Origin of the sequence: Iodidimonas sp. SYSU 1G8, assembly GCF_039655775.1 — a bacterium.
Taxonomy (GTDB): domain Bacteria; phylum Pseudomonadota; class Alphaproteobacteria; order SMXS01; family SMXS01; genus RI-34.
This window is the reverse complement of sequence record NZ_JBBYXJ010000001.1, coordinates 466,529-479,017: the sequence shown is the minus strand read 5'-3', so window position 1 is coordinate 479,017 and position 12,489 is coordinate 466,529. Positions and strand designations below refer to the sequence as shown.

General features: G+C 63.3%; 12 protein-coding genes. All 12 read right to left on the bottom strand.

Features of this window, described 5'->3' with window-relative positions:
* Positions 1-10: 10 nt before the first annotated feature.
* On the bottom strand, positions 11-1,315 hold the full coding sequence (gene glyA, locus WJU17_RS02310; protein WP_346325730.1) for a serine hydroxymethyltransferase: 1,305 nt from the start codon (positions 1,313-1,315) through the stop codon (positions 11-13).
* An 11-nt stretch (positions 1,316-1,326) separates the two neighbouring features.
* Entirely contained in the window at positions 1,327-1,779 is a 453-nt protein-coding gene (gene rpiB / locus WJU17_RS02305) for a ribose 5-phosphate isomerase B (RefSeq protein ID WP_346325729.1), read from the bottom strand.
* A 149-nt stretch (positions 1,780-1,928) separates the two neighbouring features.
* Positions 1,929-2,234 carry a circadian clock KaiB family protein gene (locus tag WJU17_RS02300; protein WP_346325728.1) on the bottom strand — a complete coding sequence of 102 codons (306 nt, stop codon included), beginning with the start codon at positions 2,232-2,234 and terminating at the stop codon, positions 1,929-1,931.
* A gap of 10 nt (positions 2,235-2,244) precedes the next feature.
* Positions 2,245-3,960 (bottom strand): circadian clock protein KaiC, encoded by a 1,716-nt coding sequence (gene kaiC, locus WJU17_RS02295; RefSeq protein WP_346325727.1) that lies wholly within the window; start codon positions 3,958-3,960, stop codon positions 2,245-2,247.
* 14 nt (positions 3,961-3,974) lie between these two features.
* On the bottom strand, positions 3,975-5,951 hold the full coding sequence (locus WJU17_RS02290; protein WP_346325726.1) for a PAS domain-containing protein: 1,977 nt from the start codon (positions 5,949-5,951) through the stop codon (positions 3,975-3,977).
* A 554-nt stretch (positions 5,952-6,505) separates the two neighbouring features.
* Positions 6,506-7,717 (bottom strand): 5-aminolevulinate synthase, encoded by a 1,212-nt coding sequence (hemA, locus tag WJU17_RS02285; RefSeq protein ID WP_346325725.1) that lies wholly within the window; start codon positions 7,715-7,717, stop codon positions 6,506-6,508.
* Between the two features lie 155 nt (positions 7,718-7,872).
* The gene (locus WJU17_RS02280; RefSeq protein ID WP_346325724.1) at positions 7,873-8,388 is read right to left on the bottom strand and encodes a hypothetical protein; all 516 of its coding nucleotides are present in this window, start codon (positions 8,386-8,388) and stop codon (positions 7,873-7,875) included.
* Between the two features lie 55 nt (positions 8,389-8,443).
* Positions 8,444-9,148: an acireductone synthase gene (gene mtnC / locus WJU17_RS02275; RefSeq protein WP_346325723.1), complete on the bottom strand. Its 705-nt coding sequence runs from the start codon at positions 9,146-9,148 to the stop codon at positions 8,444-8,446.
* The gene (locus WJU17_RS02270; protein WP_346325722.1) at positions 9,145-9,699 is read right to left on the bottom strand and encodes a cupin domain-containing protein; all 555 of its coding nucleotides are present in this window, start codon (positions 9,697-9,699) and stop codon (positions 9,145-9,147) included. The genes mtnC and WJU17_RS02270 overlap by 4 nt, the downstream gene beginning before the upstream one ends.
* Complete coding sequence (mtnB, locus tag WJU17_RS02265; protein WP_346325721.1) at positions 9,700-10,314, bottom strand: methylthioribulose 1-phosphate dehydratase; 615 nt, start codon at positions 10,312-10,314, stop codon at positions 9,700-9,702.
* Positions 10,315-10,429: 115 nt separating this feature from the next.
* The gene (gene mmsB, locus WJU17_RS02260) at positions 10,430-11,320 is read right to left on the bottom strand and encodes a 3-hydroxyisobutyrate dehydrogenase (protein ID WP_346325720.1); all 891 of its coding nucleotides are present in this window, start codon (positions 11,318-11,320) and stop codon (positions 10,430-10,432) included.
* A gap of 89 nt (positions 11,321-11,409) precedes the next feature.
* The gene (locus tag WJU17_RS02255) at positions 11,410-12,489 is read right to left on the bottom strand and encodes an enoyl-CoA hydratase/isomerase family protein (protein ID WP_346325719.1); all 1,080 of its coding nucleotides are present in this window, start codon (positions 12,487-12,489) and stop codon (positions 11,410-11,412) included.

Genomic DNA, 12,489 nt, shown 5'->3' with positions numbered 1-12,489 from the left:
CGAGAGCCGCTCAGGAATTGTAGATCGGGAACGCCTCGCACAGCTTGGCGACCTGCGCGCGGGCTTCGGCTTCCGCCGCGCTGTTATCATCCGGATTGGCGGCGAGCCCTTCCAGCACGTCGCCGATCAGGTCGCCGATCTTCTGGAACTCGGCGACGCCGAAGCCGCGCGTGGTACCGGCCGGCGTCCCGAGGCGGATGCCCGAGGTGACGGTGGGCTTTTCCGGATCGAAAGGAATGCCGTTCTTGTTGCAGGTGATGTTGGCCCGCTCCAGCGCATGCTCGGCCGTGTTGCCCTTCACGCCTTTCGGGCGCAGGTCGACCAGCATCAGATGGGTATCCGTGCCGCCGGAGACGATGTCGAAGCCGCGCGACAACAGCTTGTCGGCCAGCGCCTTGGCGTTGGTCACCACCTGCTGCGCGTAGAGCTTGAACTCCGGACGCAAATCCTCGCCGAAGGCCACCGCCTTGGCCGCGATGACATGCATCAGCGGGCCGCCCTGGAGACCGGGGAACACCGCCGAATTGATCTTCTTGCCCAGGTCCTCGTCATTGGACAGCACCATGCCGCCGCGCGGACCGCGCAGGGTCTTGTGAGTCGTCGTCGTGACGATGTGCGCATGAGGCAGCGGGCTCGGATGGACACCGCCGGCGACCAGACCGGCGAAATGCGCCATATCCACCATGAAATAGGCGCCGACGCTGTCGGCAATGGCGCGGAAACGGGCAAAATCGATGATACGCGGATAGGCCGAACCGCCCGCGATGATCAGCTTCGGCTTGTTCGCCTTGGCCAGCGCCTCGACCTCATCCATGTCGATCAGATGATCCTGCTGGCGCACGCCGTACTGGACCGCGTTGAACCACTTGCCCGACTGGGCCGGCGGCGCACCGTGGGTCAGATGACCGCCCGCGGCCAGCGACATGCCCATGATCGTCTCGCCCGGCTTGACGAGCGCCATCATGACCGCGCCATTGGCCTGGGCGCCGGAATGGGGCTGGACGTTGACGTACTTGCAGTCGAACAGGCGCTTGGCGCGGTCGATGGCCAGCTGTTCCGCGATATCCACATATTCGCAGCCGCCATAGTAGCGCTTGCCCGGATAGCCCTCGGCGTACTTGTTGGTCAGGACCGACCCCTGGGCCTCGAGTACGGCGCGCGAGACGATATTCTCGCTGGCGATCAGTTCGATCTGGTCCTGTTCGCGCTTCAGTTCACCGCGGATGGACGAAAGAACCTCGGGATCGCTCTCGGCCAGGCCGGCGCTGAAGAATCCACTGGAACGTACTGATTTGGTTAGCGTATCGGTCGACATGGCCGAACCCCTTATAACTGCGAAAGCTTGGCGACACGGCCCGCATGGCGGCCGCCGGCGAAATCCGTGGTCAGAAAGGCCTTGAGGGCGTCGCGCGCGACCTCGACGCCGATCACCCGGGCACCGAGCGCCAGGATGTTCGCATCGTTGTGCTCGCGGGCCAGACGGGCTTCGAGACCTGAGTGAACCAATGCGGCGCGGGCGCCGGGATTGCGGTTGGCCGCGATCGATATACCGATCCCGGTGCCGCACACCACCACACCCAGACCTGCCCGTCCGGAGGCGACCGCCTCGGCGACGGCCGCGCCGAAGTCGGGGTAATCGACTGACGCAGGACCAGATGTACCAAGGTCGAGGACCTCGTAGCCCTGATCGATCAGGTCGGCCTTCAAGACATTTTTTAACTCGAATCCCGCATGATCCGCGCCTAGCGCGACCAGCCGGTTCGACGAGGAATCCGTCATCCGCACCGCCGTTGGTTAGAGCCGGAGCGTCACCCGAAGCGGGGCTCCGCGCGCGGCGTTCCTACCATATATCGAATATCCCCGCCAAGCACGCCCTAGGTGTCGTGGAACTGGACCCTGCCATGCGGAATCGGTTGGGAAAACGGTGATCAGGGGCCGCTGATGAAACGCTTGAGCACCGCGACATCACGAAGATCGCCGATGAGAATCTTGCGCGCACCGGCCTCGACGCGGATCAGGGTGGGCGTCACATAGATGTGGTCGCTCAGCGCACGATCGGGACGGAGCAGCACATCGACGATCTCCAGCGAGGAATCATCGATCATCAACTCTCGGAGCGCAGCCGCGAGGTTCTCCCGTGCCGCCTCGGACGGGTTCGCGCCTCCCGCGATATAAAGCGAGAGCGCTACCGGCAATCCGGTGCTCGTGCCCTGCTTGTCCTGTTCCGTCACCACCCTGCCCGTCCTAATCCCCGTCGCGGACACCATCATCCGCACGCCTGTTGTTCAGCACCGCATCCAGACTCTTCTGCTTGCGCCCCAAGCGCCGATCTTCGGAGTCCTGAAGGCTCTTCAGCTCGCTTCTTCTCGCTGCAATCTCGGCTTCAAGCTCCATCCGCTGCATGGACAAACGCTGTTCAGTCAGCTCGAGTTCGACCCGACGTCGCTCGAATTCCTCGCGGCGCGCGCTCTCGGAAGCCTGTTCCGCAAGTTCACGCTCGATCCTCGCCGTGCCCATCAACACGTCGCCACCGGAGAAATAGACATCCGACAGCGTCACCCCTTCATGGCTCAGGCTGACTTCACGCACCTGATTTGAGTGACTCATGCCGCGAGACTTGATGATCGTGATCGCCCGATTGCGTTCTCCGCCCGCGGCCCGGAACGTCAGTTCCATCCAGGTATCCGCGATGGTCGACACGGCCGCCTGCGTCGTTTCGGCCTCGTGGGTGGCCTTGTCGAGGAGCGACGTAACCACAACGGTGATGCCTCGTGCTTTCGCCTCGTCGAGCAGGCGCGCCGCAGCCTCGTTCTTGCCACGGAACTGGGTCCGGTTGGCCAGCGCCGACACGGGATCAAGCACCAACGCCCTGATGTTGTGTTCATCCAGCTCGGCCAGGACCTTCATGAGAAATGCCTCGGTCTCGATGGCGGCGGCTCGGTAGCCATGGATGCGCAGGCGACCTGCGGCGGCATGGCTGGCGAGATCGATCCCCACGGATGCCAGATTGCGAATGATCTGCTCCGGCGCTTCGTCGAACGAAATCAGCAGGGCGTTGTCGCCGCGCGCGCAGGCAGCCTCGATGAACGCGCCGCCGAAGGTGGTCTTGGCGGTACCCGGCGAGCCGGAGATCAGAATGCTGGAGCCCTCGTAATAGCCGCCGCCCAGCATGGTATCCAGCCGTTCCACACCGGACGACACGCGGCGCGTGGAGACCGGATAGGACATATCCGACGACCGGATCCCGTAGACCGCGATACCGCGCGCGCCGATCATCATGGGGTATTCGTTGAGGGAATGGTTGGTGCCGCGATATTTGAGAAGCCGTACGCTCCTGCCACAGATGCCGTCCTGGAGATTGTACCGAAGAATGACCACGCAGTGGCTGAGATACACCAGCAGCGGCTGGCGCGGCATGGGATTGCCGAGGTCGAAGCCATCCGCCTTGGCGGTCAGTATCGCGGTAATGCCCTCGGTGCTGACCCAGTGGAACAGCCGGTGCAACTCGCGTCGTTGACCGGCGGGATCATCCAGAAGGTCGAGAAGGACGTCGACGGCGTCGAACACGATGCGTTTCGCGCCAGACTCCCGGATCAGCGCGGAAAGAGCCGCAAGCAGCCCATTCAGATCGAACGCACCGCTCTGCACCACGTTCGGCAGAAAGTCGGCGTCCATGATGTGCAGTTCGGCATCGGGTGCCTGTGCCGGCCAGCCGAGCGCTCCGAGACACGCCAGGACATCGGCCCGGGATTCCTCGAAGCTGACAAAAATGCCCGTCTCGCCATCCGAGTGCACGCCATCGGCCAGAAACTGCAATCCCAGCATGGTCTTGCCGCTGCCCGTCGCGCCCACAACCACTGTCGCGCGGCCCTGCGGGAGCCCCCCTCGCAGCATGTTGTCGAAGCCTTCGATCCGCGTCAGGACCTTGGGAATTGTCGGGATAGCGCCGGTCTCGGTCACAGGTATTCCTGAAGTTAAGGCATTACGTCGAGGGTCTTCCGCCGCGACTCTTCCGGATGCGAATGTAACAAGGTTTCCAGAGCATCGGCTAGATCATTGGCCTTGAACGGTTTCGACAGAACAAGAATCCGGCTGTCGAGGCCAGGGCGCTGCAAAAGCACGTTATCCGTATATCCGGTGGCAAACAGTATGGGTGTCTGCGGACGCACCTCATTGACCGCCGCGGCCAGATCCCATCCGCTCATCCCCGGCATCACCACATCGGTGAACACCAAGGCGATGTCTTCATGATCGATCAACACGGAGAGCCCCTCTCTGGCATCGGAAGCCGCGAGCGCCCGATATCCCATGTCGCCCAGAAGACGAACGACGGTGGCCCGCACGAATTCATCGTCTTCGACGACCAGAATGAGTTCTCCGTGCCCACGCTTAGCTGGTGGCTGGACGACCTCGGCTTCCGAAACCCCGCTCACGAATACCCGGGGCAGGCCGATCACCACCGTCGTGCCTACGCCAAGCTTACTTTCAATATCGACGAAACCACCCGACTGTCGCACAAATCCATAGATTGTCGCGAGACCAAGTCCGCTGCCCCTGCCCGCGTCCTTGGTCGTGAAGAACGGCTCGAATGCCTTGGCCTGGACTTCGGGGCTCATTCCGCTCCCCGTGTCGGTTACGCTGAGGATCACGTACTCGCCGGCCGGTACGTCATGACGGCCATCGGCCAGCAGGATGTTGCGCGTTTCGATGGTGAGCGTGCCGCCAGCCGGCATGGCATCTCGTGCATTCACCGCCAGGTTCAGCAGCGCATTTTCCAGGTTGCTCGCATCGGCCAGCGTCGTGCACTCCTGAGCATCGAAAAGCTCGACGATGGCGATGGCTTCGCCCAACGCCCGCCGGATCAGGGGTAACATTCCCGAGGCCAATGCATTGACGTTCACGACGGTTGGCTTGAGAGGCTGTCGGCGTGAAAAGGCCAGAAGGCGCTGGGTCAATTCCGCGCCCCGGTTCGCCGCGGCCGATATCTGTTCGGCGAGCCGCTTGACGTCCGCCTCCGCTGTGGCGAGCTCTTCCAACAACATCTCGCCGCTGCCCACGATCACCGTGAGCAAATTATTGAAATCGTGCGCAATTCCGCCAGCCAGTTGGCCTACGGCCTCCATTTTCTGCGCCTGGCGCAGCCGGGCCTCGGTCTCGCTGCGCGCAAGTTCGGCTTCGCGTATGTCCGTGATGTCCCGAAACCACGTCATGCATCCATCGACTTCGCCGGTTTCATTGAGCAATGGCTGAGCGCTCACCTGAACCAGAAGCGGCTTCGGCCGCCCGGGCGAGGTCAGGAGCATTTCCGCGTCATCCACGCTCTGCCCGCGCAAGGCCTTCGATGAGGGAAGCGCATCGGCAGGCACCACCTCGCCCGTCAGGGGATCATGGAAGACGACGCCTTCGGCCGAAAAGTCGCTGCCGTCGCCGGCAACAGCCTGCCCCAGAAACTGGCGCGTGATGGAGTTCGCGAACATGACATGGCCGGTGGCATCCCGGACCACCAGCCCGTCCCGCATGCCTTCTATGACGCGACCCAAGAGATCCGTCTGGCGGCGCAGAGCCGCCTCTCCGACGGCAATCCTTGTCACTCTCTCATGCTCGCTGGTGTGATCAGCCAGCATGACGGTCAATCCATCGGCGCTTGGGAATGTGCGAACGCGCAGCCAGCGATCAGCCCGGTCATAGTATGCTTCGAAATCCAGTTCCCGGCCGCTATCCATGGACTCGACGTAGCGGCGGTGAAACTCTCCGCCAAGGAGAGCGGGAAAGGCTTGCCACAACGACTGGTTCTGGACATCGGCGATACGAAGGCCCGAAATGGTCTCGACCGCCGGGTTGACGTAACGAACGCGCCAGTCGCGGTCGACCGCGACGATGACTTCGCCCATCGCGTCGAAGACCCTCGTCGGGGAACCGAACTCGAGGCTGGTTCGCTCGTTGCGGGTCATGAACTGGAGCACTACCAACGCCAAGGTAGCTGCCGTCACTCCGGCCGGGATCAGTACGTTGGCGTCAGGCGGGCCGATGCCCCAAAAGCCAAGCCACAACAGGACTAGTCCGAGGCTTGCGACCAGTGCGACATGCCGAGGACGACGGCCCACCGCCGCAATCAAGACCGCCAATAAGTAAAGCGTCCCGCCAGTGTCTATAGGCGTAAGAAAGTCAAGGGTTCCTACCAAGCACACCGTGACGAGACCGGCCAGCAGCCAACCAGGCGCCCCGGGGCCAAATAGTTTCGGAGACATTTGGTGGCCCTCAATCACCACATCCTTGCAAAGGCAAATAGACGTGGCTTCAGTACAGTAAATCCGTTTTTCTCTTAAGCGAACGACTGCGCCGCGGCGAGAATAAGCCCCCCAGAGCCCCTCATCACGCCTGACCCAACGTCTCAAGACATGAAGTTACACCCGCGCGACAACCGGCGCCACAAGGCATGTCGGGCCGATTGCACAAAACGGGTACTAAGTCAGCGCGTAAAATTAACTGACGACCTCGACGGTCTTCAGGCAGCGCGGCTGATCTTGCGTCGTTCCCACACGATGTTCAGCGCCTTGACCAGATCGTCCATCATCTCGTCCGTGTGGAACGGGCTGGGCGTGAAGCGAAGACGCTCGGTGCCGCGCGGCACCGTCGGATAGTTGATCGGCTGGACGTAAATGCCGAACTCTTCCATCAGCTCGTCCGACACCTGCTTGCACAGCGATGCCTCGCCGACCCAGAGCGGGACGATATGGCTGGCGGACTCCATGACCGGCAGCCCGGCGTCGCGGAACAACTGCTTCAGGCGCGCCGCACGCTCCTGATGGCGGACGCGCAAATCGTTCGCCTGCTTCAGATACCGGATGCTGGCCCAGGCACCCGCCGCGAGCACGGGCGCGAGCGACGTGGTGAAAATGAAACCGGCCGCATAGGAGCGCACCACATCGACCATGGTCGCCGAGCCGGCGATATAGCCACCCATCACGCCGAATGCCTTGGCAAGGGTGCCTTCGATAATGGTCAGACGGTCCATGGCGCCATCACGTTCGGCGACGCCGCCACCCCGCTCGCCATAGAGGCCGACCGCGTGAACCTCGTCCAGATAGGTGATGGCGTTGTACCTGTCGGCGAGATCGCAGATCGCATGGATGGGCGAGATGTCGCCATCCATGGAATAGACGGATTCAAAAGCGATGACCTTGGGCGCGTCGGGATCCGACTGCTTCAGCAGACTTTCCAGATGCGCGACGTCATTGTGGCGGAACACGCGTTTCGTCTGGCCCGAATGGCGCACGCCCTCGATCATCGAGGCGTGATTGAGTTCGTCGGAGAACAGGATGCAGCCCGGTAGAATGCGGCCGATGGTGCTGAGCGTCGCCTCGTTGGAGATGTAGCCCGAGGTGAACAGCAGCGCGGCTTCCTTGCCGTGCAGGTCGGCCAGTTCTTCCTCCAGCAGCACATGGTAATGGTTCGTGCCGCTGATGTTCCGGGTGCCGCCGGCGCCGGCGCCGCACTCATGCAGCGCCTTCTCCATCGTCGCGATGACGTCCGGGTGCTGTCCCATGCCGAGATAATCGTTGGAGCACCAGACCGTGATATCGCGCTCGCCAGTCTCTCCATAGTGACGCGCGCGCGGGAAATTGCCACGCGAGCGTGCAATATCCATGAACACACGGTAGCGGCCTTCGGTTCTCAATGAATCGATGGCCTGACGGAATCTGGCCTCATAGTCCACGATGACGCTCCTGAGCCTTCCTCGACCTGCGGGATGCTTACTCTATGGAAGGCTCCCCGCCAAGTCCCTGATCAAGATCAATCTAGGACGAAACCGGGGCCGGGGGAACCCCCGGGCTACGCGCGCCGCCCTCGGACCGCCGCCAGTCGGTCCCGTTAGCGCCCCAATCGGGCGTAGCGCAATGCGTCGCTGAGGCCGCGGAGCGGGATCTTGTGGCTGATTTTCTCGGAAGATCCGGGAGTACGCACCTCGACGAAGATGAACAGCATCGCCGATGCCGGCGCCTGCAGGACGGCTTCCAGCGCCCGGCGGCCCAGCGAAAAACGCATGGCGCCGTCGGCGAACTCGCGATTGCGCCCGACATATTGCGACCAGCCTTGGGGCCGATCATCCGGGCGCAGCGAGATGATGGCCTGCCCGGTATGGCTCTCGGTCGCCGGAAGCACCCGGATGCCGAGGCGCGGACGATTGCCCGGAGAGTCGATGACGGTCTCGATCGTCGTAGTCTCGAGACGCGAGGTGTGGACGACCCGCCAGCCGGCGTCCGGGCCGGTCTGCTCGATCGTCCATGCGCACCAGAGCTGCTCGGGACCGAAGCAATCGGTCTCGTCGGCGCGCACCGAAGGCACGGCCACCAGCATCAGCAGGAATGTCACGAACAACACACGCACGAAACCGCCCCCGGACTTCACATGCCTAAGGATATAGGAACCTTATGGTCCGGGTCTAACGAATGGCGCTGGGGAGGACCGTAAGATCGATCTCGTCAAATCCGTTGACGGCGGCGCGGTCCTCCAGCGGAAAGAGATTCCCGGGCCGGCACAGCCCCAATGCCGTCATGCCCGCGCGCGCCGCCGCGTCCAGTTCGTCCGGATGATCCGACAGAAACAACACCGACGATGGGGCGACACCGATTTCCCGGGCGATGCGGCTATATGAGACGGCCTCCTTCTTGTCGCCGATCCGGGTATCGAAGTAGCCCGAGATGAACGGCGTCAGATCTCCGGCGTCCGAATGCCGGAACAGCAACTCCTGCGCGTCGACCGAGCCGGAAGAATAGATGCAGACGCGGCAGCCGCGCTGCGTCCACGACCGCAGCGCGGGCGCGACATCCGGAAACATCTGTCCCGCGTAGCGGCCGGTCTCGTAGCCTTCGCGCCAGATCATGCCTTGAACGGTCTTGAGCGGCGCGATCTTGCGGTCCTCGTCCATCCAGCGGAGCAGCAAGTCGATACACTCATCGACCGTGAGATCGGCGCCCTGCCCTGCCTGGCGGACCTCGGCGAGCAGGACCGTTAGATCCTTCCGGTGATCGCGGACATAGGCCGAGATCCGGGCGCGCGCATAGGGAAACAGGACATCGTAGACGAAGGACACCGGCGTCGTGGTGCCCTCGATATCGGTCAGGATGACGCGAATGTCGCCGTTCACCCGGCGGCCGTCTCGTATCGGGGAAACCGCTCGCTGTAGGGACGCCCGGTGAACCTGGCCGCCCAGCCATCCGGCGACATGAACAGACGGATCGCGGTGAACCGGGGCGCCGGTCCCATGTCGAACCAGTGCGGGGTGCCGGCCGGGACACCGATGAAGTCGCCGGCCTCGCAGCGGACCATGCAGACTTGGTCGCCAAGGTGCAGGTAGAACATGCCGGAGCCTTCGACGAAGAACCTGACTTCATCCTCGGCATGGGTGTGTTCGTCGAGAAACTTGCCGCGCATCTCCGCGCGCCGCTCGTTGTCGGGAAGCATGCGGACGATGTCGAAGGATCGGTAGCCCTCCTCGGCGACAAGGCGGTCGATATCCGCCTTGTAGACGTCGAACACCGCGGCATCATCCGCGCCTGAGGGAATGTCGCGCAGGGCCTGCCAGCGTTCGAAGCGGATGCCCGCCTCGCCCAGCCTCGCCGCGATCACGGCCGCGTCCGCCGAATGGAAAAGCGGCGTCGCCGGATCGCTATCGTTGTAGACAGTCAGGATGCCCACCTAAAACCTCCCGCGTTCCAATTCGTAGGCCAGCAATTCCTCGACAGCTTCCGTGGTGTAACGCGCGGCGTCAACCGTCGCGGCACCCACGGTCAGGCCGTGCCCGCGCACCAGATAGACGGGCGGCGACGCGGGATTGGCCGCGTACCAGGAATTCACCTGCCGCTGCAGCGCCGCCATGTCCTGGGTGTTCGGAAAAATAGCGAAAGTGACCCGCGCGTCATGGCTTTCGATGCCCGGAAATACCTTGAGAAATTCATATCCGGTCAGCGTCACCGACGCCGCATCGGCCCGCACGAAGCTCAAGACCACGCTGGCGCGGGGATGAGTGTGCAGTACCGCGTTGACCTCGGGCCTCAATCGATAGAGCCCGGTGTGCAGCGGCGTCTCCGCCGACGGCTTCTTGCCGTCCAGCGGCGCGCCATCCATGCCGACCCGCATGATGTCGTCAGCGACCAGTTCGCCCTTGTGACGGCCGGAGACCGTGATGGCGACACTGCCATCATCGAGGCGATGCGACAGGTTGCCGCCTGTCGCCGCCACCCAGCCGCGCGCGTGAAGACGGACGCCCGCATGGAGCAGTTCTTCGATCGCCTGATCGTAGGACAAGGTCATTGGCCGCACCTCATGCCCACATTCTTACCATGTCGGCGATCAATGGAAAGACGCGTGCTCCAGACATGACAAAGCCGCCATTCCGGCCTCGCGGAATGGCGGCTTCGAGAAAGGCTTACAGGCGGCCGGCCAGCATCTTGATGATGCCGGAGAAGTCGAGGCCGCCATGACCATCGGCCGAGAGCTTGGAATACAGCTCTTCCGACTGGTGGCCGAGCGGTGTTTCGGCGCCGACGCTTTCGGCGGCTTCCTTGGCGAGGCGCAGATCCTTCAGCATCATGTCGACGGCGAAGCCCGGCTTGTAGTCGTTGTTGGCCGGCGACGTGGGCAGCGGGCCCGGCGCCGGGCAATAGGAGGTCATGGCCCAGCACTGACCCGACGACACCGACGAGATGTCATAGAAAGTCTTTGCATCGAGGCCCAGCTTCTCGGCGAGATTGAAGGCTTCGGAGGTGCCGATCATGCCGATGCCGAGCAGCATGTTGTTGGCGATCTTGGCGGCCTGGCCATTGCCGGGACCGCCGGCGTAGAAGATTTTCTTGCCCATCAGGTCGAGGATCGGCTTGGCCCGGTTGAAGCCTTCCTGCGAGCCGCCCACCATGAAGGTCAGCGTGCCGGCCTGGGCGCCGCCAACGCCGCCGGAGACTGGCGCGTCGACCATCTCGATGCCCTTTTTTGCGGCCACGGCGATCACGTCGCGGGCCGACTGGACGTCGATGGTCGAGCTGTCGATGATCAGGGTGCCGGGCGCCGCCACGTCGATGACACCGCCGGCGTCCGCGTAAACGCTGCGCACGTGCTTGCCCGCGGGCAGCATGCTGACGATCACGTCCACGTCGGTCCCGGCTTCCTGGGCGGTGCCGACGGCGACGGCGCCATTGGCCACCGCACGGTCGAGCGCTTCCTTCGACAGGTCGAACGCCTTGAGGCTGTGTCCGGCCTTCAACAGGTTGTTGGCCATGTGGCCGCCCATGTTGCCGAGGCCGATGAATCCAATCTTAGCCATGTATCTCTCCCGTTTGAGGGACCGCGTCCCTCGCTATGCCAGCGCGGCGGCCCCTCCTCTGCCGGGAGAGATCCGCCCTGAATGAAATCCTAGTTCGCGCGGTCGCCGGGCGCGCCTTCGAAATGGAGGTCGCTGTTCCCGAGCGTCTCGAAATAGGCGTCGATTTCCGCGTCGGAAACGGCGGACAGCGAGTCCGGCACCCATTTCGGCGCATTGTCCTTGTCGACGATCACGGCACGCACGCCCTCATAGAAGTCGTGCCCGTCCATGGTGCGGGTGACCATACGGTATTCCATCCGCATGCAGTCATCGAAATTCAGCTGGGCGCCCCGGCGCATTTGCTGGAATGTCAGCTTGAGGCTGGTCGGCGACTTCTTGCCCAGCGTATCGAGTGTCTTCAGCGCCCAGTTGGAGCCGTTGAGCTTCAGCGTCTCCAGGATGGCCTCGACGGAGTCCTCGCGGAACACCACGTCGATCTGCCCTTCGAGCAGCTTGATGTCCGAGGTGCCCGGGTCTTCATGGAAGCTCTGGAGGATTCCGGCGATGGTGTCCTTGTCCTTCAGATCCGCCTCTTCCAGCACCCTCTGAAGGTCAGGAAGACGCGCCGCCGGCGTGTAGCTGGTGGCGATGCCAAGATGCAGGCTGTCGGCGGATTTGAGCCGGTCGCCGGTCAGCGCCGAATACATGCCGGTCTCGCCCGGGCACCGCGGCATGAAATAGCTGCCGCCCACGTCGGGGAACAGGCCGATGCCGGTTTCGGGCATGGCGTACATGGTGCGCTCGGTGGCGACGCGGAAGTCGCCATGCACCGACAGGCCGCAGCCGCCGCCCATGGTAATGCCGTCGATGAAGGCGATGTAGGGCTTGGGATAGTGTTTGATGTACTGGTTCAGCCGATACTCGTCCCAGTAGAAGCTGAGCGCCTTCGGCCGGTTCTCCAGCCCGTTGTTGCGCAGCCACAGGATGTCGCCGCCGGCGCAGAACGCCTTCTCGCCCGCGCCGACGATCAGCACCGCCTGCACCTCGTCGTCGCTGGCCCACTCGATCATCTTCGGGTGGATCGCCAGCACCATGGGCTGGTTGAGCGCGTTGAGCGCCTTGGGACGATTGAGGGTGATGACTCCGAGCCCTCCCCGCTTTTCGAAAAGGACTTCAGCTTCGTCGGTCAT